Source organism: Nonomuraea sp. NPDC047529 (genome assembly GCF_040642995.1).
GTDB lineage: Bacteria > Actinomycetota > Actinomycetes > Streptosporangiales > Streptosporangiaceae > Nonomuraea.
The window spans coordinates 16,729-38,714 of record NZ_JBEYTJ010000027.1 but is presented as its reverse complement, the minus strand read 5'-3'; the positions used below and the strand labels follow the sequence as shown (position 1 = coordinate 38,714).

At 73.2% G+C, this 21,986-nt stretch carries 23 protein-coding genes and 1 riboswitch; of the genes, 10 read left to right on the top strand and 13 right to left on the bottom strand.

Features of this window, described 5'->3' with window-relative positions:
- Window positions 1-195 precede the first annotated feature (195 nt).
- The 3 genes from ABZ815_RS34160 to ABZ815_RS34150 form a co-directional block, all read right to left on the bottom strand.
- Window positions 196-582 (bottom strand): SAV_6107 family HEPN domain-containing protein, encoded by a 387-nt coding sequence (locus tag ABZ815_RS34160; protein WP_357705326.1) that lies wholly within the window; start codon window positions 580-582, stop codon window positions 196-198.
- A 554-nt stretch (window positions 583-1,136) separates the two neighbouring features.
- Complete coding sequence (locus tag ABZ815_RS34155; protein WP_357705325.1) at window positions 1,137-1,328, bottom strand: (4Fe-4S)-binding protein; 192 nt, start codon at window positions 1,326-1,328, stop codon at window positions 1,137-1,139.
- A 6-nt stretch (window positions 1,329-1,334) separates the two neighbouring features.
- Window positions 1,335-2,507: a cytochrome P450 gene (locus tag ABZ815_RS34150; protein ID WP_357705324.1), complete on the bottom strand. Its 1,173-nt coding sequence runs from the start codon at window positions 2,505-2,507 to the stop codon at window positions 1,335-1,337.
- Between the two features lie 90 nt (window positions 2,508-2,597).
- Here ABZ815_RS34150 and ABZ815_RS34145 point away from each other — a divergent pair, with 90 nt between their 5' ends.
- Both ABZ815_RS34145 and ABZ815_RS34140 read left to right on the top strand, forming a co-directional pair.
- The gene (locus ABZ815_RS34145; RefSeq protein WP_357705323.1) at window positions 2,598-3,197 is read left to right on the top strand and encodes a helix-turn-helix domain-containing protein; all 600 of its coding nucleotides are present in this window, start codon (window positions 2,598-2,600) and stop codon (window positions 3,195-3,197) included.
- A 114-nt stretch (window positions 3,198-3,311) separates the two neighbouring features.
- Window positions 3,312-3,815 (top strand): hypothetical protein, encoded by a 504-nt coding sequence (locus tag ABZ815_RS34140; RefSeq protein WP_357705322.1) that lies wholly within the window; start codon window positions 3,312-3,314, stop codon window positions 3,813-3,815.
- Here the strand turns inward: ABZ815_RS34140 and ABZ815_RS34135 are convergent.
- Both ABZ815_RS34135 and ABZ815_RS34130 read right to left on the bottom strand, forming a co-directional pair.
- On the bottom strand, window positions 3,798-5,426 hold the full coding sequence (locus tag ABZ815_RS34135) for a hypothetical protein (RefSeq protein WP_357705321.1): 1,629 nt from the start codon (window positions 5,424-5,426) through the stop codon (window positions 3,798-3,800). The genes ABZ815_RS34140 and ABZ815_RS34135 overlap by 18 nt on opposite strands.
- 158 nt (window positions 5,427-5,584) lie before the next feature.
- Complete coding sequence (locus tag ABZ815_RS34130; RefSeq protein WP_357705320.1) at window positions 5,585-6,424, bottom strand: L,D-transpeptidase family protein; 840 nt, start codon at window positions 6,422-6,424, stop codon at window positions 5,585-5,587.
- A 99-nt stretch (window positions 6,425-6,523) separates the two neighbouring features.
- On the opposite strand from ABZ815_RS34130, the gene ABZ815_RS34125 reads away from it, so the two are divergent.
- Window positions 6,524-7,000: a YbaK/EbsC family protein gene (locus ABZ815_RS34125; RefSeq protein WP_357705319.1), complete on the top strand. Its 477-nt coding sequence runs from the start codon at window positions 6,524-6,526 to the stop codon at window positions 6,998-7,000.
- A 10-nt stretch (window positions 7,001-7,010) separates the two neighbouring features.
- Window positions 7,011-7,574 (top strand): GNAT family N-acetyltransferase, encoded by a 564-nt coding sequence (locus ABZ815_RS34120; RefSeq protein WP_357705318.1) that lies wholly within the window; start codon window positions 7,011-7,013, stop codon window positions 7,572-7,574.
- 187 nt (window positions 7,575-7,761) lie between these two features.
- Here ABZ815_RS34120 and metF read toward each other — a convergent pair whose 3' ends face one another.
- Window positions 7,762-8,682, bottom strand: coding sequence for a methylenetetrahydrofolate reductase [NAD(P)H] (metF, locus tag ABZ815_RS34115; protein ID WP_357705317.1), 921 nt, complete (start codon window positions 8,680-8,682; stop codon window positions 7,762-7,764).
- An 85-nt stretch (window positions 8,683-8,767) separates the two neighbouring features.
- On the opposite strand from metF, the gene ABZ815_RS34110 reads away from it, so the two are divergent.
- Complete coding sequence (locus ABZ815_RS34110) at window positions 8,768-9,835, top strand: polyprenyl synthetase family protein (RefSeq protein ID WP_357705316.1); 1,068 nt, start codon at window positions 8,768-8,770, stop codon at window positions 9,833-9,835.
- 62 nt (window positions 9,836-9,897) lie between these two features.
- Here the strand turns inward: ABZ815_RS34110 and thiE are convergent, their stop codons facing one another.
- Genes thiE through ABZ815_RS34095 form a run of 3 tightly spaced genes read right to left on the bottom strand, consistent with a single transcriptional unit; the run spans window position 9,898 to window position 12,103 of the window.
- A complete protein-coding gene (thiE, locus tag ABZ815_RS34105; protein WP_357705315.1) occupies window positions 9,898-10,551 on the bottom strand; it encodes a thiamine phosphate synthase in 654 nt (217 codons plus the stop codon).
- On the bottom strand, window positions 10,529-10,903 hold the full coding sequence (locus ABZ815_RS34100) for an Rv2175c family DNA-binding protein (protein ID WP_357705314.1): 375 nt from the start codon (window positions 10,901-10,903) through the stop codon (window positions 10,529-10,531). Before ABZ815_RS34100 ends, thiE begins: the two co-directional genes overlap by 23 nt.
- Window positions 10,904-10,933: 30 nt before the next feature.
- Entirely contained in the window at window positions 10,934-12,103 is a 1,170-nt protein-coding gene (locus ABZ815_RS34095) for an FAD-dependent oxidoreductase (protein ID WP_357705313.1), read from the bottom strand.
- Between the two features lie 52 nt (window positions 12,104-12,155).
- Window positions 12,156-12,272: riboswitch (TPP riboswitch) on the top strand.
- Between ABZ815_RS34095 and ABZ815_RS34090 the strand changes: the two genes are divergently transcribed.
- The 4 genes from ABZ815_RS34090 to pknB all read left to right on the top strand — a co-directional run bounded on the left by ABZ815_RS34090 (window position 12,262) and on the right by pknB (window position 16,851).
- Entirely contained in the window at window positions 12,262-13,803 is a 1,542-nt protein-coding gene (locus ABZ815_RS34090; protein WP_357705312.1) for an FAD-dependent oxidoreductase, read from the top strand. Its footprint overlaps the riboswitch before it by 11 nt.
- Window positions 13,800-14,000, top strand: coding sequence for a sulfur carrier protein ThiS (gene thiS, locus ABZ815_RS34085; protein ID WP_352331034.1), 201 nt, complete (start codon window positions 13,800-13,802; stop codon window positions 13,998-14,000). Before ABZ815_RS34090 ends, thiS begins: the two co-directional genes overlap by 4 nt.
- A complete protein-coding gene (locus ABZ815_RS34080; RefSeq protein ID WP_357705311.1) occupies window positions 13,993-14,748 on the top strand; it encodes a thiazole synthase in 756 nt (251 codons plus the stop codon). Before thiS ends, ABZ815_RS34080 begins: the two co-directional genes overlap by 8 nt.
- A 168-nt stretch (window positions 14,749-14,916) precedes the next feature.
- On the top strand, window positions 14,917-16,851 hold the full coding sequence (pknB, locus tag ABZ815_RS34075) for a Stk1 family PASTA domain-containing Ser/Thr kinase (RefSeq protein ID WP_357705310.1): 1,935 nt from the start codon (window positions 14,917-14,919) through the stop codon (window positions 16,849-16,851).
- Between the two features lie 6 nt (window positions 16,852-16,857).
- Here pknB and alc read toward each other — a convergent pair whose 3' ends face one another.
- Genes alc through ABZ815_RS34060 form a run of 3 tightly spaced genes read right to left on the bottom strand, consistent with a single transcriptional unit; the run spans window position 16,858 to window position 20,255 of the window.
- Entirely contained in the window at window positions 16,858-17,805 is a 948-nt protein-coding gene (alc, locus tag ABZ815_RS34070; RefSeq protein ID WP_357705309.1) for an allantoicase, read from the bottom strand.
- On the bottom strand, window positions 17,806-19,116 hold the full coding sequence (gene allB / locus ABZ815_RS34065; RefSeq protein WP_357705308.1) for an allantoinase AllB: 1,311 nt from the start codon (window positions 19,114-19,116) through the stop codon (window positions 17,806-17,808). It abuts the gene before it with no gap.
- Window positions 19,113-20,255, bottom strand: a complete 1,143-nt coding sequence (locus ABZ815_RS34060) for a glycerate kinase (protein ID WP_357705307.1) — start codon at window positions 20,253-20,255, stop codon at window positions 19,113-19,115. The genes allB and ABZ815_RS34060 overlap by 4 nt, the downstream gene beginning before the upstream one ends.
- A gap of 247 nt (window positions 20,256-20,502) precedes the next feature.
- Here ABZ815_RS34060 and ABZ815_RS34055 point away from each other — a divergent pair, with 247 nt between their 5' ends.
- Window positions 20,503-21,654 (top strand): winged helix DNA-binding domain-containing protein, encoded by a 1,152-nt coding sequence (locus ABZ815_RS34055; RefSeq protein WP_357705306.1) that lies wholly within the window; start codon window positions 20,503-20,505, stop codon window positions 21,652-21,654.
- Between the two features lie 78 nt (window positions 21,655-21,732).
- Here ABZ815_RS34055 and ABZ815_RS34050 read toward each other — a convergent pair whose 3' ends face one another.
- Window positions 21,733-21,945: an EF-hand domain-containing protein gene (locus ABZ815_RS34050; protein WP_357705305.1), complete on the bottom strand. Its 213-nt coding sequence runs from the start codon at window positions 21,943-21,945 to the stop codon at window positions 21,733-21,735.
- Between the last annotated feature and the right edge of the window lie 41 nt (window positions 21,946-21,986).

Genomic DNA, 21,986 nt, shown 5'->3' with positions numbered 1-21,986 from the left:
GCCCTTTTACCCCGATAACCCGCTATTACGAACAACGGTCCGGGGAAACGACAGCGCCGGGAGCCCGCCGAAGCCGCGCCCGCTTTTGGGCATGCGTCAGGGCCACAGCCGCCCTGCCTGCCTCTTCGCGCCGCTAGACCCCGCCACCCGCGCTTCTCCGCTCGGCGGCGTCGCCCGGAGAGCCGGACGGCGGGGTCAGCCCGCCAGCGGGACGTCCACGGGAAGCTGGGCCTGGACGGGGACGCCGAGCAGCTCTTCCACCGTGGAGACGAAGGTCTCGGCCTCGGCCAGGATCTCGGCGGCGTCGGCCGCGCTGATGCCGCGGACCACGCCCGCCTCCGCGGCCGCGCGCTTGGCGGCGCTCACGGAGAAGTAGGCGGCCCACTCGGCAAGGTGGGGCTCGGCCTCGGGCAGCAACTCCCACGCGCTGCGCAGACGGCGCCTGCGGCCCTCCATGGGACGGGGACGGGCGGCCAGGATCGCCGCAGCCGCCCGAAGAGCCGCCAGGTGAGCGGCCACGTATCGGGACGCCGGGGTGCGGGCGGCGGTCGCCTCCGCCAGGCAGGAACGTGAATCGGTCAAGTGTGCCCGAACCGCAGGCGACAGCCGGGGCCCGGGTGTTTCTCTAGGCCGTGGTGCCATCTTGCGCGCCTCCTTGGAGTCGTGGGCGGCGGCCGGCGTCTCCGCCGGTGAGGTCAACACTTGCAGACGCCACCGACATTTCCGCCGAGCCGGCCGGACGAGGAGCTTCCCCTCTCCCCGTCCGGCCAGGACACGCCCACTCGTCTCCGCCGACGACGAGGACGCGCCCTTCGCCCGTGGAACCCGGCCGCGGGGATCGCTTTGGGGAAGCGAACGGCCCGCGACCAGGTCCTGGGGTGACGTTGAGCCGCGAGCCTCACCGCCACTAGGTCGAACATAATTTCGATCACGCTCGGTGTCAACCTGTTCCACGAACACAGGTTCGATGACCAAGGATCGAAGTGATCGATCCGGCGCGTGACGTCACCCTGTTCGCGCGTGATCCCTTGCGGGTGGCGTCCGGCCCTCAGAGGGCCCCCACGAGGCCCGGGCCGCCGCACACGAAACCGCCGCCACCGGAGGCGGTGACGGCGGCGGGGCGGGCGGGGGGCGGTTCAGGAGACGGAGATGGCCCCCGACGGGCACAAGGACACCGCACGCCGCACGGCCTCCTCCTGCCCTTCCTCGGGCACCTCGCGCAGCAGCACCACCGTGCCCTCGTCCTCACTCTGGTCGAACACCTCCGGCACCGTCAGGGCGCACATGCCCGCCCCGATGCACACCGTCGTATCCGCTGTGATCTTCATCGTGACCTACCAAGTGACAGGGAGGCGGTGCACTCCATAGATGCTCATGTCCGAGCGCATCGGCACCTCCTCGGGTGATACGGCCAAGCGTAGGCCAGGCAGGCGCCGCAGCAGCGCCGGGTACGCGATGCGCATCTCGGCCCGGGCGAGCTGCTGCCCGAGGCACTGGTGGATGCCGTGGCCGAACGTCAGGTGCCCGCCGGCCGGCCGGTGGAGGTCGAGCCGGTCGGCGTCCTGGAAGCGGGAGGGGTCCCGGTTCACGGTTGGCAGGTGCAGGGCGATCGACTCCCCCGCCCTGACGAGGTGACCTTCGACCTCGACGTCCTCCAGGGCGCTGCGCACCGGGCCGAGATGGATGATCGTGAGGTAGCGCAGCAGCTCCTCCACGCCGTTCTCCACCACCGACGGGTCGTCGCGCATGGCGGTGAGCTGGCCGGGGTTGGTGAGCAGCGCGTACGTCCCCAGCCCCAGCATGTTGGCGGTCGTCTCGTGCCCGGCCAGCAGGAGCAGGAACGCGACCCCGGTCAGCTCCTCGTGGTTCAGGTCCTCGACGAGCCCGCTGAGCAGGTCGTCGGCCGGCTCCGACCGCTTGCGCCCGATCAGCTCCGACAGGTACGCCCCGATCCTGGAGAACGCGGCCAGGGCGTCGTCGGCCTTGGTCTCCAGGTTGACCAGGATCTTGGTGGCCTCCTGGAACTCCACACGGTCCTCGTACGGCACCCCGAGCAGCTCGCAGATCACCAGCGACGGGATCGGCAGCGCGAAGGACTCCACCAGGTCGGCGGGCGGCCCGGCGGCCTGCAGGGCGTCCAGGCAGGAGTGGGTGATCTCCTCGATCCTGGGTTCGAGCGCCTTCATCCGCCGGACGGTGAACTGCCCCATGAGCAGTTTGCGGTAACGCGTGTGCTCGGGCGCGTCCATGCGCAGGAAGAACCCGGGCGGCACGTCCCGCTGGAGCTGCATCCGGGCGGGCACCACGGGGTGCAGCCGCTCCGGACGGTTGCTGAAGCGGGGGTCGGCCAGGATCGAGCGGGCGGCCGAGTAGCCGGTGACCAGCCAGCCGAGGTGGCCGTCGGCGAAGGTCAGGCGGTGCATGGCGCCCTGTTGTCGCAGGGCCGTGGCTTCCTCAGGCGGATCGAACGGCTGCTGACGGGTGATGGGAAAGGTCAGGTCGGACATGCTGGCTCCTTTCCGAGCTCCCCTCCAGAAAACCTCACTCGATGCAAAACTTCAATGCATGAAATTCGTTCACCGGTGTAGAGTTCCGTCATGGTAGGACTGCGGGAGCGCAAGAAGCAGCGCACGCGCCGGGCGCTGATCGAGGCCGCGCTCCGGCTGTTCAGTGAGAAGGGCTACGAGGAGACCACGCTGGCGGAGATCGCCGCCGCCGCCGAGGTCTCCACCCGCACTTTCTTCAGCTACTTCGCCGGCAAGGAGGACGTGCTCTTCTACGACTCCGAGCAGCAGATCGAGCGCGCGCTGGCGTACCTGGCCGCGCCGGCTCCCGGCCAGACGCCGGCCGACCTGCTGCGCGACTTCATCGAGGACACGCTGTCGACGTCGGACGACGGCCGGGAGAGCTGGTCGGAACAGTCGTCGCTGCGGCTGGAGCTCATCATGCGCGAGCCGCCGCTGCAGGCGCGGGCGCTGCACCTGCTGTTCGACAGCCAGCTCCGGCTGGCGGCGGCGCTGTCGGCGGCCTTCCCCGGCCGGCTCGACCGGGTCGAGGCGGCGGCGGCCGTGGGGTCGCTGATCGGCGCGGTGAAGCTGGCCGTGATGACCACGCTCATCGACGGCCTCCCGGTGGAGCAGGCCCGCGACGCCGCCCGCCGCGCGGCCGACGTCGCCGTCCACGGCCTCCCCCGCTGACCCGGGGCCCGGCGTCCCGGGGTGGCGCGCGACGGCTCGCGTCTGGCAGGCTGACCGCGCGGTGCCGGGGTGCGGACGGACCGGCCGTACGGGGCGGCGACGCGAGGGGGATCGATGCGGGGACGGACGGGCACTCTCGTGCTGCTGCTGTCGGGGCCGGTCCTCGTGGCGGCGTACGCGGCCGTCAACTACGCGGCCCTCCGCACGGCCTCGCAGGCGCGCGTCGGCGACCCCGGTGGCCGGATCACGTCCGGCGGCCTCTCGTCGCTGGGCTCGGACCTCTGGTGGATCACGCGGGGCGTCGCGCTGGTGGCGGCCGTGGCGGCCGTGGGGCTCGCCGTGGTGGGCCTGCTGCTCCGCCGCGCGACCCGGCGGCGCGGCGCGCTGCTGGTGTTGTCGGGCGTCCTCATCCTGCCGTACACGCTCGGGGTCATGGCGGCCGTCTACAACCCCGCGCCGAGGCTGGCCGGGTTCTACGACGATGTCGCCTTCGAGGACGCGCTCCCGCCGTGGCAGTACGCCTCCTCCCTGCTGGTGGTGGCGGCCGCCCTGGCCCAGGCGGTGGGCATGGTCCGTGCGCACAGCGAGGCGCGGACGGCCTCAGCTCCCCCGCGGTGACGTGCCGCCGGGGCAGCGGTCGTCGACCCAGGTCGTCCAGCCCTGCCAGGCGCCGCCCGCGCCGGTCGCGGTCCACCCCTCGGGCGGCGGCCCCGCGTCGGGCGGGACGACGGCGGTGCAGACGCCGTCCGGCGGCGTACGGTCGAAGTGCTCGATCTCGGTCCAGGACACGCGGTAGGCCAGCAGGGCCCGGACGTTCCACTTCACCTGCCGGTCCACGGCCACCCGTCCGGGCCCGGTGATGACGGGCAGCCAGTCGGGCCCGGCGGCGGGCGCGGACTTCGGCGCCAGATCGGCGGCGAAGACGACGTTGGTCAACGCCAGCGCGGCCACGACCGCCGGCCAGGCCCTGCGGGCGGTCAGGAGGGCCGCTCCCGTCAGGCACGCCAGCAGGGCGAGCGTCACCGCGGAGGCGGCGACCAGGTCGAAGGAGTCCCGCACCCGGGTGAGGAAGATCACCTCCGGGAAGTCGAAGGCGATGAACGCGTACCGCTGGAGCCGGTCCCCCGCGTACCAGACGACCACGCCGCCGGTCACCGCGAGCAGCCCGGCCGCCGCGAGGGCGTGCCGCACGACGGCCCGGCGGCCGGCTCGGGCCAGCACGAGCAGCCCGGCCAGCGTCCAGGCGATCGCCACGCAGGCCAGGTAGCGGCCGTAGGCGTAGTTGCCGACCCGGTGCTCGTCGGGGAGCGCGGCCGAGGAGGCGTACGCGATGCCCAGGGTCGTGACGAGCAGGACGGCCGCGAGGAAACGCCGCGGCCCCGGCGCGGACCGCCTGGCCACGACGGCGACCGCGCCCGCGATCCCCACCCCGGCCAGCCCCCAGGTCGCGACGACCAGGTACCAGAGCTGCCCGGCCGCCCCCGCCAGCGCCCACGCCTGCCCGTCGAGCCCGGCCAGCCGTCCGGCCAGGATGCCCGACAGGTCACGCGGCCCGCCGGGGTACAGCGCCGCGGACAGCGCCCGGTTCAGCACCGTCCCGGCGACCGCGACCACCACGGCGGTCACCAGCCCGGCCACGGCCGCCCGGCGGCGCGCCGGGAGCAGCGCCGTCATGGCCAGCATGGCCAGTACGGTCACCGCCAGGACGACGGTGCCGCGCAGGTGCACCGTCATGGCGAACCCCGCGAGCCCGCCCGCCGGCACCCCCGCCCCGGCCGACCCTCTGGCCGCGAGGTCGTGCAGCGCGACCAGCCAGGCCAGGACGAGCGTGGGCAGGATCGCGTCGGCCAGCGCCAGCCCCGAGAACAGCAGCAGCGACGGCGACAGCCCGCCCGCGAACGCCGCGGCCATCGCCGCCCGACGGCCCGCCCCCAGGCGCCGCAGCAGCAGGTACGCCAGCGGGAACGCCCCCGCCGCCACCATCGACCCCACCGCGACCACCAGCCGGTACGCCACCACCGGGTCACGCGTGACCCAGAACACCGGCGCCAGCAGCAGCGGATAACCGCCCTGGTAGAAGGTGAACCCGGTCAGCTCCGCGCCGGGCCCGCCGGTCAGCCACCGGGCGGCGAGCAGGTACCCGGTCTCGTCCGGGTTGGCCACGGGCCCGGTGTGCTGCCGGAACAACCACAGCCGCAGCACGACCTGCGCCACCCAGCCGATCGCCAATGTCCACCGCAGAAGCGACCGGCCCCCGCGCCGCACGTGCGGAGCAGGGGCCGGAACACGAACTATGGATGTCGTCGTCATGGAATCCCCCTAGAAGTCGGGGGAAGTCCAGCAAGAGGCGGATAACCCGGCCGTCACCGGATCCGGTTATGCGGACGTTATGCGCGCCTGAACGCACCTCTCACGTGCACCGGAACGCCCTTGCCGAGCAGTCCGGGCAGCACCTCGGCCACGTTCATCGGCATGCGCACGCAGCCGTGCGAGGCCGGGGAGAGCGGCACCGACAGCGCGCCGTGGAAGGCGATGCCGCCGTTGAAGAAGATCGGGTTGTAGAGCTGCCCCAGGTAGGACTTGTGCCAGCCGCCGGCGCGCCAGGTCGTGCGGTAGTCGCCGGTCGGCGTCCGGGCCGAGCCGCAGAAGCGCTGCTCCTTGCCCTGCCAGGCGGTCGTCTCGCAGTACGGGACGCCGCTGCCGGAGGAGACGTGGGTGATGAGCCGTACCTGGCCGCCGACGTACAGGACCATGATCTGCTTGGTCAGGTTGACCTCTGCGCGGGTCGGCTTGCCGTTGGCCACCAGGACCTTCGGGCTCTTCGGCCGTTCCAGCGCCTCCCACGTCCTGCGGGCGATCGTGCTGGTCGGGGTGATGCCGTTGACCTTCTGGAAGGCCCAGACGGCGGCGAGGGTGGTGCCGCCGTAACTGCCGTCGGCCTTGCCGGGCAGGTAGCCCAGGGCGGTCAGCCGCCGCTGCAGCCAGGTGACGGACTCGCCCTTGGCGCCCAGTTTCAGCGTCTTGCGCGGCGCCGATACGGGCGCCGTGACGGGTGCGGTGACGGATGCCGCCGCCGGGCCCGCCTTGGCCCCCGCGGTGCCGGGGGTGCTCGCCGTACCGGTCAGGCCGGTCGGCGCGGCGGGTGTGACCGTCTGCGCGCAGCCCGTGAGTACGACGGCCCCAGCCGTCAGAAGAGCAGCCACTCCGGGCAGCCGTCGAGCCCCCACCGGTACCACCTCTTTTGTCACGAACACTCCGGATCGATGGACCCTACACCACCTACCACGAACAGGTAATAAGGCGGTCAACCTGTTTAGAGTGTCCTCATGTCTGAGAAGTTGCCGGCGAACGCCGTCGTCGTGGAGGCCGCCCTGCGCGCGGTGGGGGCCGCCGGGGAGATCGTCGTCCTGCCCGAGAAGGCGCCGACCGCGGCGACCGCGGCCGCCCAGCTCGGCTGCGAGGTGGGGGCGATCGCCAACAGCCTGATCTTCGACGCCGACGGCGCGCCGCTGCTGGTCCTGACCAGCGGCGCCCACCGGGTGGACGTCGAGCTCATCGCCCGCACGGCGGGCGTCGCCCGGGTGCGCCGGGCCACGCCCGAGTTCGTCCGGGCCGCGACCGGTCAGCCGATCGGCGGCGTGGCCCCGGTCGGCCATCCGGCCCCGGTCCGCACCCTCGTGGACAACTGGCTGAGCAAGCACGACGTGGTGTGGGCGGCCGGCGGCCACCCGCTGACGGTCTTCCCGACGACGTTCGAGGAGCTGGTGACGATCACCGGGGGCACCGCGGTCGACGTCGAGTAATGTGCGACGGGTGATCGAGTTTCGCGGGGCGGGCCCGGCCGAGTTCACCGAGCGCCTGGACACGGTGATCGACATCTACACGGCGGCGATGAACCCGCCCCCCGAGCAGATCTCCGGCCGCAAGACCATCATGCGAAATCACGGGACATATCCCCATTTCCAGTGCTATTTCGCAGAGCTGCGGGACCCGACCGGCACGGAACGCCCCCGGATCGTCGGCTTCGCCTACGGATTCCGCGGCGCGACCGGCCAGTGGTGGCACGACGTGGTGAGCAGGGCGCTGGCCGACGAGGCCGGCGAGGAGGCCGCGCACGCCTGGATGGGCCACGCGTTCGAGCTGGCCGAGATCCACGTGCACCCCGATCACCAGGGCAAGGGCATCGGCCGGGCCATGATCAGGACCCTGTGCGCCGGCCGCCCCGAACGCTCGGCCGTGCTGTCCACCCACGACCGCCCCACGGCCGCCCGCCACCTCTACGCCGGCCTGGGCTTCACCGACCTGCTGACCCGCTTCGTCTTCCCCGGCGGCCACGAGGAGTACGCCATCGTGGGCCGCCCACTCCCCCTCGACTGAACGCTTCGCACGTCACCGCGGGTAAAGCCCTGGGCTTGACGGGTTTGCCTGGGCATGCCGCCGGGCATCTTGGTGACAGAAAGTGACGGACACGTTACCTACCGGATACCACCCCTTGCCCGTCACCCGCCCGGTCCCCCTGCGGGCGGGTGACGGGCACCGCCTTGTACGGGGGGTTTGTACGGGGTCAGGCGGTGGCGGCGACCGGCGTCAGGCGCTGGAACACCTCGCGCGAGGCGCTGGACCGGTTGAACGTGATGAAGTGGATCCCGGGCGCGCCCTCGTCGAGCAGCCGCTGGCACAGCTCCGCGCCGTGCTCGATGCCCAGCGCCCGCACCGCGGCCGGGTCGTCGGCGACCGCCTCGAAGCGGGCCGCCACGTCGGACGGGAACGGCGCCCCCGACAGCTGCTCCGAACGCGCGATCGTGCTCATCTGGGTGACCGGCATGATGCACGGGATGATCGGCGTGTCACAGCCCTGGGCCGCCACCCGGTCGCGCAGCCGCAGGTAGTCGTCGGCCTGGAAGAACATCTGGGTGATCGCGTAGTCGGCGCCCGCGCGGCACTTGCGCACGAAGTAGTCGGTGTCGGACTCGACGGACGGCGATCGCGGATGCTTGTACGGGAACGCCGCCACGCCCACGCAGAACTCACCCGCCTGCCGGATGAGCCGCACCAGCTCCTCGGCGTAGAGCACGCCCTCGGGGTGGCGCACCCACTCGGCGGTCGGGTCGCCGGGCGGGTCGCCGCGCACGGCCAGGATGTTGCGCACGCCCGCGTCGGCGAAGCGGCCGACCAGGTGACGCAGCTCACGCAGCGAGTGGTTGACCGCCGTGAAGTGCGCCACAGGGGTGAGCGTGGTGTCGTGGGCCAGGCGCTCGACGATGTCGACCGTGCGGTCGCGGGTCGAGCCGCCGGCGCCGTAGGTCACCGAGACGAACGTGGGCCGCAGCGACTCCAGCTCCCTGATCGCCTTCCAGAGCTGCCGCTCGCCCTCGTCGGTCTTCGGGGGGAAGAACTCGAAGGAGAACGACCGGCCACCGGTGGCGAGCAGCTCGCGGACGGTGGGGACACGATCGGGCAGGACGGAGGGTCGACCAAGCGCCATGCACCAAGCGTACAGGCCGGTGTCCGGGTCGACCGCCCCTAGACCGGGGACCCGAACCCGAGTCCGCGCCCACTAGTCTCAAGGCATGACCACTGACGCCGCGAGCATGGACGCCCTGCGCACCCAGGTGGAGCGCGCCTTGGGGGAGTTCGTCGAACGGCAACTGCCCGCCTCGGGCGACGCCGAACTCGAACCGCTGCGCACCGCCGCGGGCGACCTGCTGGCCGGCGGCAAGCGCCTGCGTCCCGCGTTCTGCTACTGGGGCTGGCGCGGCGCGGGCGGCACCGACGTGCCGGAGATCTTCACCGCCGCCGCGTCGCTGGAGCTGTTGCAGGCCAGCGCGCTCGTGCACGACGACGTGATGGACAAGAGCGACCTGCGCAGGGGCATGCCGGCCGCCCACCGCCGCTTCCAGACCCTGCACGAGAAGGAGGGCTGGCACGGCTCGGCCGACCAGTTCGGCGAGGGCGCCGCGATCCTGCTGGGCAACCTGCTGCTGGTGTGGTCGGGCGAGATGTGGCGCACCAGCGGCCTGCCGCCGGCGTCGCTGGCCGCCGCCCAGCCCGTCCACGACCACATGCGCACCGAGCTGATGTGCGGCCAGTACCTCGACCTGCTGGAGCAGGCCCACGGCGAGAACACCTTCGAGTCGGCGCTGCGGGTGGCGCTGTTCAAGAGCGGCAAGTACTCGGTGGAGCAGCCGCTCCGGCTCGGCCTGGTGCTCGCCGCCGCCGCCCTGGAGCCGTGGATGGACGAGCTGTGCACCGGCTACGGCCGCCGCGTCGGCATCGCCTTCCAGCTCAGGGACGACATCCTCGGCGTGTTCGGAGACCCGGCCCAGACCGGCAAGCCGGCCGGCGACGACCTGCGGGAGGGCAAGCGCACGATGCTGGTGGCCCGTACCCTGGCCGCGGCCACGCCGGAGTCGGCCGCGACGGTGCGCAGGCTGCTCGGCGACCCCGCGCTCGACGAGGACGGGGTGACCGCCCTGCGCGAGATCATCACGGACACCGGCGCGCTGCGGGAGTGCGAAGACCTGATCGCCGGCTATCTCGCCGACGCCCTGACCGCGCTCGACGAGGCGCCCGTCACCGCCGAGGCGCGCACGGCGCTGACCGAGCTGGCCATCGCCGCGACGTCCCGCAAGACCTGACCCCGGCACTCTGGCCGGGCACCTGGCCTGGGGCGCCCGTCGAGGACGGGCGCCCGGTCGGTTCAGGGGCTCAGGCGCTTGGCGAACTCGGCCGCCGCCGCCCCCGGGTCCTCCGCGTCGGTGATCGCGCGTACGACCACCACGCGGCTCACGCCGTACGACATGACCTCGTCGAGGTTGGCGAGGTCGATGCCGCCGATCCCGAACCACGGCCGCGGCGATTCCGGGTCCGAGGCCGACCCCAGCGACGCGGCGTGCCGCAGCAGCGCCGGGCCTGGCGCGTGGCGGCCCGGCTTGGTCGGCGTGGGCCAGATCGGGCCGCAGCAGAAGTAGTCGACGCCCTCCTCCACGGCCGCGGCGGACGCCTCGGCGATGGAGTGGGTGGACCGGCCGATGACGATGTCGTCGCCGAGTATCTCTCGCGCGACCGTCACGGGAAGGTCGTCCTGCCCCAGGTGGAGCACGTCGGGCCGGGCGGCGTAGGCGATGTCCGCCCGGTCGTTGACGGCCAGCAGCTTGCCGTGCCGGTCGCAGGCGTCGCGGAAGACTTCCAGGAGCGCGAGTTCTTCGCGTGCCTCCAGGCCCTTCTCCCGCAGCTGGATGATGTCCACGCCGCCGGCCAGCACCGCATCGAGGAACTCTGCCAGGTCGCCGCGGTCGCGGCGGCCGTCGGTGCAGAGATAGAGGCGGGCCTCAGAAACCGAGGGCCTGGGCACGCCGCTTGACCTCCGTGTGACGGCCGGCCTTGATCGCCTCGATGGGCGACCCCGGCAGGGACTCGTCTGGGGTGAAGAGCCAGCGCAGCGACTCCACGTCGTCGTAGCCGGCGTCGAGCAACACGGTCAGTGTGCCGGGCAGGCCCTTCATCACGTCCTTCCCGTCGAGGAACACCGCGGGCACCTGCGGCCCGCCGCCGCCTCGGCGTACGCCGAGCAGCTTGTGGTCCTTGAGGAGTTGCTTGGCCCGCCCGATCGAAAGGTCGAGGCGTGAGGCCACTTCGGGGAGAGTGAGCCACTCGTCGACGAGCTGGTCGGTCTCCCGGTCGATCTGTGCAACAGAAAGCGTCACGAAACCACAACTACCACATGCCGTCCTTGCTCAAACAACACAATCCCGTAGGGGGACCTCTGGATCTACCAGGCGTTCTGTGTCGAGGCGGTGACCGCCTTCGATGATCCTACGGCCCTGCACGTAGTCCCGGGGCCGGTCGACGGCGAGCACCGCGGCGAGGGTGTCGCCCGAGGTCAGCCAGACAGCCGACCACTTGCCCTCGGGCTCGCCCCGGTAGACCAGGCGGTCGCCGGAGGGATGGTGGCCGATGTACTGGACCATGTGACCGAACTGCTCGGACCAGAAGTAGGGCGCCGGATCGTAGACGGCCTCCTCGCCCAGCAGGGTCGCGGCGGCGACCTCGGGCGAGCCGAGCGCGGTGTCCCAGTGCTCGACGCGGAGCCGGGTGCCGTAGCGGCGCGACCACCAGGCGGCGCAGTCGCCGGCCGCGACCACACCCGGCATGGACGTGCGCAGGTGCTCGTCGGTGACGACGCCGTTGTGCAGGTCGATGTCGGAACCGGCCAGCCATTCGATGGCGGGCCGCACGCCGATGCCGGTGACGACCACGTGGGCCTGGACGAACTCGCCGCCCACCAGCCGTACGCCGCCCTCGTCCACCTCGTCGACCATGGTGTTCAGGCGCAGGTCGATGCCGTCGTACCAGTGCAGGGTGCGGGCGCCGATCTCCGGGCCCACGGCGTTGGCCAGCGGGGTGGGGCCGGCCTCGATCACGGTCACCGTGCAACCGGCCTTGCGGGCGGCGGTGGCGACCTCGGCGCCGATCCAGCCCGCGCCGATGATCGCGACGTGCGCCCCGGCCACCAGCCCGGCGCGCAACTCGTGGGCGTCGTCGAGGGTGCGCAGGACGTGCTGGGGGCCGTCGCCGGGCACGGTGATCGGCTCGGCGCCGGTGGCGATCACCAGGCCGTCATAGCCGAGCTCGCCCTCGGTCGTCTCCAGGACGCCCTGGCGCAGGGCCTTGGCGGTGACGCCGGGCCAGAAGTCGATCTCCAGCGCGTCGAGGTCGGCCTCCAGGAAGCTGGAGTCGGCGGCGCCCGACAGGACGGCCTTGGACAGAGGCGGGCGGTCGTAGGGCCGATGGCGCTCCTGGCCGATCAGCGTGATCCGTCCGGTGAAGCCGCGCCCGCGCAGCGCCTCGGCGCTCCGCAGCCCGGCCAGGCCCGCTCCCACCACTACGACATGGTTCACGTTCATGACCATAACGGGGGCCGTGCCGGCGCGTCGCACCGAGGCCGTAGGCTGGGAGGGCAAGACGCGCGGGAGTCCGGCCGTCACCGGGCTGAGAGGAAGGCTTGAACGGGCCTTCGACCGCAAGACACCTGATCCGGATCATGCCGGCGAAGGGAGCGCGGATGAATGTGATCGTGGGCGGCGGGGTCGTCGGGTTGTCGATCGCCTGGCGGCTGGCCCGAGCGGGGTCGCCCGTCACGGTGGTCGACCCGGCCCCGGGCCGCGGGGCCTCCTACGCGGCGGCCGGGATGCTCGCCCCCGTCAGCGAGGTCGCCTACACCGAGGAGCCGCTGCTGCGGCTGGGGGCCGCGTCGCTGAGCCGGTGGCCGTCCTTCGCGGCCGAGCTGGCCGCCGACGCGGGGCTGGACGACGGGTCCGCCGCGGGCTTCGCCACAGGGCTCGCCGGTGGCACCGGCTCGGGCTTCGGCGCGGGGCTCGCCAGTGGGACCAGCTCGGGATCCGGCGCGGGGTTCGGCGGCGGGTTCGGGCGGGTGGCCGGGGAGGCGGGGTCGATGGAGGCCGCGCGCCGGGGGCTCGACCTGCGCGCCGACGGCACGCTCGACGTCGCCTTCGGGGCCGACGACCTCGCGGCGCTCGACGACCTGGCGGCGTTCATGGACAAGCTGGGGCTCCGGGTGGAGCGGCTGACCGGGCGCGAGTGCCGCCGCCTGGAGCCCATGCTGGCCCCGTCGGTGCGCGGCGGGCTGCTGGCCCCCGGTGACGCCTGGGTCGACCCGCGCCGCGTCACGGCGGCGCTGCTGGCCGCGCTCGACCGGCTGGGCGTGCCCCTGGTGCGGGCGCGGGTGACCGAGCTGCTGCGCGACGGCGACACCACGACCGGCACTGGGACCGACGCTGGGATCGGTGCTGGGACCGGCGCTGGGATCGGGGCGATGACCGGGGCCGCGGCGGGTGCCGTGATCGGTGTGCGCCTCGAACCCGACCCGGGTCAGCCTGGCGCCGCCGTGCGGGAGATCGCGGCCGATCGCGTGGTGCTGGCCGCCGGGGCGTGGAGCGGAGAGCTGGCCGGCGTGCCGGTACGGCCGGTCAAGGGACAGATCATGCGGTTGCGCTCGCCGCAGCCGCTGCTCGGGCGGTGCGTACGCGGGATGGTGCACGGCGCCCCCGTCTACCTCGTCCCCAGGGGCGACGGCGAGCTGGTGCTCGGGGCCACGCAGGAGGAGCTGGGGTTCGACACCCGGGTGACCGCCGGCGGGCTCTACGAGCTGCTGCGGGACGCCAGGGAGCTGGTGCCGGGCGTCACCGAGCTGGAGGTCGCCGACGTGGTCGCCGGGCTGCGGCCGGGCACCCCCGACAACCTGCCGATCATCGGGCCGGGCGAGGCTCCCGGGCTGGTGCTGGCGACCGGCCACCACCGGGGCGGGGTCCTGCTGGCCCCCCTCACGGCGGCCCTGGTCACAGCAACCCTCACGACCCCTGCCGCGGCGACACCGTCCCCTGCGCCCCCCACCACGGTGACGCCGCCATCAGGGGCAGCCCCCAAGGGGCCAACGGCCTCAGGAGCGGCGTCTGCAGGGGCGGCCGCGTCCTCAGGGGCGGCGTCACGCGGGGCGGGGTCGTTGCCGGGTGCGGGGATTCTGACGGGTGAGGAGGGCGAGCTGGCCGCGCTGTGCTCGCCCGCGAGATTTCGGGATATTTCATGATTGTGACGATCAACGGCGCCGCGCACGAGGTGGCCGACGGCACCACCGTGGCCCAGGCCGTACGGACGCTGACCACCGCCACCACCGGGGTCGCGGTGGCCGTGAACGACGAGGTGGTGACGCGCAGCTCGTGGGAGACGACGGCGCTCGGCGACCGCGACCGCGTCGAGGTGCTGACGGCGGTGCAGGGTGGATGAGCTGATCATCGCCGGGGAGAAGTTCTCCTCCCGGCTCATCATGGGCACCGGCGGCGCGCCCTCACTGGAGGTGCTCGACCAGGCGCTGGCCGCCTCGGGCACCCAGCTGACCACGGTGGCCATGCGGCGGCTCGACCCCGGCGCCCGCGGCTCGGTCCTCGACGTGCTGCGCCGCCGCGACATCAAGGTGCTGCCCAACACCGCGGGCTGCTTCACCGCGGGCGAGGCCGTCCTGACAGCCCGGCTGGCCCGCGAGGCCCTGGGGACGAACTGGGTCAAGCTAGAGGTCATCTCCGACGAGCGCACGCTGCTGCCCGACCCGATCGAGACGTTCGACGCGGCCGAGCGGCTGGTGGCCGACGGGTTCGTGGTGCTGCCGTACATCGGCGACGACCCGGCGCTGGCGCGGCGGCTGGAGCAGGCCGGCTGCGCGGCCGTGATGCCTCTGGGCGCGCCGATCGGGTCGGGCCTCGGCATCAGGAACCCGCACAACATCGAGCTCATCGTGGAGGCCGCCGCGGTGCCGGTGATCCTCGACGCGGGCATCGGCACGGCCAGCGACGCCGCCCTGGCCATGGAGCTGGGCTGCGACGCGGTGCTGCTGGCCACGGCGGTGACCCGCGCGCAGCGGCCCGAGCTCATGGCCTCGGCGATGAGGGCGGCCGTGGCGGCGGGGCGCCAGGCGCGGCAGGCGGGCAGGATCCCGCGCCGCCGCTACGCGGAAGCGTCCTCGCCGACGACCCCGTAGGGGCCCGCCGGAAGTTCGCCGCGTAGGATCCCCCTCAGATCCCTCGGAGGGCTCGGCTCGCGCCGGGTCCTCCCGCCGGTCGGGGCCGCCCTCCTGGGAACGTCTCCGCATCGGTTTCGGGCGCGCGGGCCCTGCCGGTGCCAAAACGCCCGTAAACTCAGGGGGGTGGTGGATAAGACGACTGCGGACCCCCTGGTCGGGCGGCTCCTCGATGGGCGCTACCGCATCGAGAGCCGGATCGCCCGGGGCGGTATGGCGACCGTCTACCTGGCGCTCGACGTCCGGCTGGACCGCACTGTCGCGCTGAAGGTCATGCACTCCTCGCTCGCCGAGGACCCGGCCTTCGTCCGCAGGTTCATCGGTGAGGCCAAGTCGGTCGCGAGTCTGTCCCACCCCAACGTGGTGCACGTCTTCGACCAGGGCACCGACACCGACGTCGTCTACCTGTCGATGGAGTACGTGCCGGGCCGCACGCTCCGCGACATCCTGCGCGAGCGCGGCAGGCTGCCCGCCCGCGAGGCGCTGGAGATCATGATCCCGGTGCTCGCCGCCCTGGGCGCGGCCCACCAGGCCGGGATGGTCCACCGCGACGTGAAGCCCGAGAACGTGCTGATGACCGACGACGGCCGGGTCAAGGTCGTCGACTTCGGGCTGGCCAGGGCCATCGAGGCGACCAACCAGACCCGTACCGGCGTGATGATCGGCACGATCGGCTACATGTCGCCCGAGCAGGTCACCACCGGCGGCGCCGACGTGCGCAGCGACGTCTACGCCGCGGGCATCATGCTGTTCGAGCTGGTGACCGGGCAGCAGCCCTACGACGGCGAGACGCCGATGTCGGTGGCCTACCGGCACGTCCACGACACGGTGCCGCCGCCGTCGGCGCTGGTGCCCGAGGTGCCGCCGCTGATCGACACGCTCGTCGCGCACGCCACGGCCCGCGAGCCGCACGACCGCCCCAACGACGCCACGGCGATGCTCGTCCAGGCGGTCGAGGCCCATCGCATGTTGCCCCGGCTGAGCACCCCGCCGGCCATGACGGCGGTGTTCAACCAGTCGATCCCGCCGCGTCCGAGCGGCGCGGGCGCCCCGTCGATGCCGATGGCCGCGCCCGCCCACACGCTGATCCAGCCGCGCGCCGAGATGGCGCCGCCGGTGCCGCCGGTGCCGCCGCCGCCGTCCACGCGCTCGTTCAAGCCCAACTGGTTCCTGGTCACCCTCGCCGCGGTCATGGTGGTCGCGGTGGCGCTGACCGGCTGGTACTTCTCCCAGACCAAGATGGTGCCGGTGCCCGATCTGGTCGGCCAGAACATGGTGGTCGCCGAGCGGACCGCCACGAGCAAGGGCTTCAAGATCCACAAGGTCGCGGGCGAGTACGACGAGGACACCGCCGAGGGGCTGGTGCTGCGTACCGACCCCGAGGGCAAGACCGAGCTGGAGAGCGGCGGCACGATCACGCTGGTGCCCTCGCTCGGCCCCAAGCGGGTGATCGTCCCCAGCGTCAAGGGGCTGACCAGCGACGAGGCCCGCGTCAAGATCGCCGAGGCCGGGCTCACCGTGGGCAGCGTCAAGCGCCTGCCCAGCGCCGAGGTCGAGCGGAACAAGGTGATCCGCAGCTCCCCCGAGGCGGGCGAGAAGGTCAAGGAGGGCGCGAAGGTCGGCATCTTCGTGAGCGCCGGCATGGTGATGCCCGACGTGACCGGCATGCCGAAGGACGAGGCCGCCGCCTACCTGGGCGGCCAGGGCTTCCAGGTGCAGGTCAACGAGGTCGACGACGACGCCGAGCCCTGCACGGTCATCGCCCAGGCGCCCAAGGCCAAGTCCGAGGTCGACAAGGGCACGCCCGCCATGATCACGGTGGCGCGCTGCCAGACCGACTTCTGGGACTGGTTCAAGGGCGACAACGAGGCCCGCGACGACCAGGACTTCCGCCTGGTGCCCGCGGTCATCGGCAAGAACGTCAAGGACGCCAAGTCGGAGCTGGAGTCGCTGGGCTTCCACGTCCGGGTCAGCCGGCTGGCCAACGGCGGCGTCGTCCAGTACCAGCGGCCGTTACCGAACAGCGAGCGACCGCCCGGCGCCACCGTCTACCTCTGGCAGTAGCCCTCCTCAGGCCAGGTGGCCGTGCAGGCGGACCCTGGCCAGCCCGCCGTCGGGGTAGATGTCGACCCGGACGTGGGTGACCGGTTCGGAGTGGTCGAGGCGGAAGCGGTGGGGCAGGTCGGGCTGCAACCGGGTCTTGGGCAGCAGCCCGATCTCACGTCCGCCGGACAGCCCGGTGAGCGCCACGTGGCCGGGGGCATTGAAGATCAGGTTCGTGGTGTCGATCTCGGCCAGGCGCACCAGGCCCGGCCCGGCCAGGCGGATCAGCAGCCAGTCGTTGCCCGGCTCCCGGCGGCGCGCGGTCTCCCAGCCCTCGGCCTGATGCCGGGCCAGCCCGGGAGCGATGACATTGTTGGGCGCGGAGTAGAACTCATCAGAACAGGCGGTGACCAGGCCGCCGTTCTGCAGCGCGGCCAGGTCGAGGCTCAGGCCGTCGTAGACCGACAGGTCGGGGCGTACCTCGCCGTGCACGCGCAGACGGGCGATGCCGCCGTCGGGATACATGTTCAGCCGTACGTGGGTGTACCGGGTGTCGTCGCCGGTGACCTCGACGTGATGCTCGGCGTCGCCCTTGAGCCCCGTCCTGGGGACGATCTCCGTCCAGTCGGCGGCGGCCAGCTCGGCCGGTGAGGGATGGCCGGGCACGGCGGCGGCCTCGACCGACGCGTGCGGCGGGTAGTTGCCCTTGAACCAGGCCGTGTCGATCACCACGCCGCGGATCACCCCCGGCAGGCCCAGCCGCACCAGCGCCCAGTCGTGGCCGGGCGTGCGGCGGCGGCGGGTCTCCCACCCGTCGTACACCTGCCCCTTGTTGCCGAACGTCTCGGCGCGGAACCCGGGGCGGCCCGGCCTGATCAGGCTCTCCTTCTCGGCGAAGGACTCGTCGCTGGCCGCGACGACCGAACCGCCGAGGGTGCGCAGGGCCAGGTCGGGCAGGGTGGTGAAGCCGGACATCTACTGTTCTCCCAAGATGAGGCGGCCGTGTGGCTGCGTGTCCACGGGACGGCCGCGCAGCCAGGTGGTCAGGACGACGCCCTTGAGCACCCGGCCGTGGTACGGGGTGACGGGATTACGGTGGTGCAGACGGGCGGCGTCCACCGGGTTGTCGGCGCCGGGGTCGAAGGCGACCAGGTCGGCGTCGTTGCCGGGGCGGATCGCGCCCTTGCCGGGGATCGCGGCCACCGCGGCCGGCGCCGACGACATCCAGCCGACGACGTCGGCCAGGGTGTGACCGCGCCGGGCGGCCTCCGTCCACACCGCCGACAGACCCACCTGGAGAGAGGCGACCCCACCCCAGGCGGCGGCGAAGTCGGGCACCTTCAGCTCGGCGGGCGAGGGCGAGTGGTCGGAGACCACACAGCTCAGCACACCGCCGGCCAGGCCCTCCCACAGCAGCTCGCGGTTGGCCCGCGACCGGATGGGCGGGCAGCACTTGTAGGCCGTGAGCCCCTCGGGAACCTGCTCGGCCTCCAGCGTCAGATAGTGCGGGCAGGTCTCGGCCGTGACCGCCACCCCCTCGGCCTGGGCCCGCGCCAGCACCTCCAGGCACTCGGCGCTGGAGACGTGCAGGACGTGCACCCGTGCCCCGGTCTGCGCGGCCAGCGCGACGACCCGCGCCACCGCACTGGCCTCGGCCGCCCCCGGCCGCGACTCCAGGAACTCCCGGTACGTCGGCCCGCCCGGCTCGGCCAGCAGCTCCGGGTCCTCGGCGTGCACGACGACGAGCCCGCCGAACCCGGCCACCTCCGCCAGCACCGCCCGCAGCTCCGCCGTGCCCAGCGGTGGGAACTCCTCCACACCCGACGGCGACATGAAGCACTTGAAACCCCGCACGCCACGCTCGTGCAGCGGCCGCAGCTCCTTGAGATTGCCCGGGACCGCGCCGCCCCAGAACCCGACGTCCACGTGGCACTGCCCGCGCGCGGCCCGCAACTTGACCTCCAGCGCCTCCACGCTGACGGTGGGCGGCACGGAGTTGAGCGGCATGTCCACGATCGTGGTCACCCCGCCGGCGGCGGCCGCCCTGGTCGCCGAGGCGAACCCCTCCCAATGCGTACGGCCCGGCTCGTTGACGTGCACATGCGTGTCCACCAGGCCGGGCAGCAAGGCCAGGTCACGCAGGTCGACGTCCTCGACGGCATCGAGGGGCGCGTCGTAGTCGTACAGGGCCTCGATGCGCTCGCCCCGCACGGCCACGGCCACCGCCCGCTCCCCCTCGGGCGTGACGGCCCGGCGGGAGCGGACGACGACGTCGTAAGCGGTCATCTGCCCTCCAGATGGTCGGCCGCCACGCGAGCGGCCAGGCGTTCGAGCAGCGGGCCCGCCTCGGCCATGCAGCGGGCCGGGTCGGGCTCCAGGTCGGTCAGGGCGTAGGCGGCCTCGATGCCGGCGTCCTTGAGCTCGGTGTCGCCGAGGGTGCGCCGGCCGCAGACCGCGACGACCGGCACGCCCGCCCTGGCCGCGGCCTGGGCCACGCCGATCGGCGCCTTGCCGCGCAGGGACTGCTCGTCGAGCGACCCCTCACCGGTGATCACCAGCCGCGCGCCCTGGACGAGCGCGCCGAAGCCGAGCAGGTCGAGCAGGTATTCGATGCCGGGACGCAGCTCGGCGTGGAGAAAGGCCAGCGCCGCGAACCCGACGCCGCCCGCCGCGCCCGCCCCGGGGGCTCCGGCCACGCCCATGGCGCGCGGGGTGTCGTCGTGCTCGACCGCGCCGACCAGGCCGTGGGTCTGCGTGGCGACCGCGGCCAGCCGGGACAGCCCGGCCTCCAGCACCTTGACGTCGTCGGGGGTGGCGCCCTTCTGCGGCCCGTAGACGGCGGCGGCTCCGTGCGGGCCGAGCAGCGGGTTGTCCACGTCGCCGGCCACGACGAACTCCACCTCGGCGACGTCGGCGAACCCGGACAGGTCGATGCGGGCCAGCCCGCGCAGCGCGGCGCCGCCGTCGGGCAGCTCGGCGCCGTCGTCGTCGAGCAGGCGCGCGCCGAGCGCCCGGACCATGCCCGCTCCCCCGTCGGTGCAGGCGCTGCCGCCCAGCCCGAGGACGATTCGCCGCGCCCCCCTGCGCAGGGCGTCGGCGATCAGCTCTCCGGTGCCGTAGGAGGTGGCGGTCAGCGGGGCGAGCCCGGCGGGCAGCCGCCGCAGCCCGGACGCCTCGGCCAGCTCGACCACCGCCGTCGGCGTGCCGTCCGCGGCCCGCCAGGCATAGGCCGCGGTCACGCGTTCGCCGGTGGGCCCGGTGACCTCCGCTGTGACCCGGTCGAACCCGCAGGCCACGGCCGCCTCGACGGTGCCGTCGCCGCCGTCGGCGACCGGCAGCTCGACCGTGGGCACCCCGAGCCCGGCCGACACCCGCGCCGCGACCTCGGCGGCGGTGAGGGAGCCCTTGAACTTGTCGGGTGCCACCAGAACCTGCTTAACCACTACGAACTCCCACAAGATGCTGAACAATGGCCGGACACGCCTTCCTGCCCGGTGCGAGCGGGCAGGAAGGCGTGACTCATCATCACATCAGGCCCCTGACCGAGGGCGGCCCAGGGTGGGTGCCCTCAGCGAACAGCCTCCCTGAAGCAGCCGCGAATCTGAGCGGTCTTGACGGGTTCTGAGGTGGTTGATCCTCCAACTAGGCTCACATCCCGTAAGGAGGCGTTTCATGCGCATTTCTGAGCGGGAGCGGCGGCGTCGTCTGGGCGTGCGCCACAGCCTGGCGGCCAAGGCGGCGAGCCCGGAGGAGGCGACGGCCTCCGTGGTGGCGCTGCACGCGACCGACCCGGCGACCGTGTTCCTGTCGGCGGGCGCGCGGCTCACCGCCCCCGGCCCGGCGCCGGTCGAGCGGGCCCTGTACGAGGACCGCACGCTGGTGCGCATGCACGGGATGCGGCGCACGGTGTTCGTGGTCCCGGCCGCGCTGGTGCCCGTCGTGCACCACTCCTCCACGCTCGCGGTCGCCACGAGGGTGCGCAGGGCGCTGGTCAAGGAGCTCACCGCGGCCGGCGGCTGGGACGAGCCGTGGCTGGCGGAGGTGGAGTCGTCGGTGCTGCGCGCCCTGGCCGAGGAGGGCACGGCGACGGCGGCCCGGCTGGGGGTGCTGGAGCCGCGGCTGCGCGAGCAGTTCCGGGTGGCCGTGGGCAAGCCGTACGAGGCCGTGCACAGCGTCGGGCAGCGGCTGATCACGCTGATGGGCATGGAGGGCCGGCTCGTCCGGCAGGGCCGCCCGTCCGGCTCCTGGACGAGCACGCAGCACCTGTGGGCCGTCGCCCCGCCCATGGACGACCTGGCCGTCCCGCAGGCCCAGGCGGAGCTGGTACGCCGCTGGCTGGCCGCGTTCGGCCCCGGCACGGAGGCCGACGTCAAGTGGTGGACCGGCTGGACGCTGCGCGAGGTGCGCGCCGCGCTGGCCGCCGTCGGCGCGGTCGAGGTCGAGCTGGACGAGGGCCCGGGGTACGTCCTGCCCGGCGACCTGGACGAGACGCCCGAGCCCGAGCCGTGGGCGGCGCTGCTGCCCGCCCTCGACCCGACGCCGATGGGCTGGCAGGGCCGCGACTGGTACCTGCCGAAGGAGCACCGGGCCGAGCTGTTCGACCGCAGCGGCAACGTCGGCCCGACCGTGTGGTGGGACGGCCGGGTCGTCGGCGGCTGGGGGCAGCGTCCCGGCGGCGAGATCGTGTGGCGGGCGCTCACCGACGTGGGCTCCGACGCCGTGACCGCCGTGGAGGCCGAGATCGCCGGTCTGGCCTCCTGGCTCGGCGGCGCACGGATCACCCCTCGCTTCCGCACGCCCCTGGAGCGCGCCCTGTCGGAGTAGGCCGCCGCCGCCGAGGCACGGCGCTGTCGGAGCGCCCTCCGGAGCGCGCCGTCGGCGTAGGCGGCGCGCCCGAGGGCGTCAGGCGACCAGGCGGATGAACTCCTCCAGCGAGTAACGCCCGTCCTGGTCGGTGTCGGCCTCCTGGCTCAGCGCGCCGAGGGCCTCGGCGGGCAGGTCGGGGAAGTGCCGCTTCAGCTCGGCCTCGCTGACGAAGCCGTCGCCGTCGGTGTCGATCTCGGCGAAGGTGCTTCTGAGCTGCGCCAGCCGCTCGCCGGGGAGTTCTGCCGACACGGGACCGCCTTTCAGTGCTGGATGCCACGTTCCGGACATTC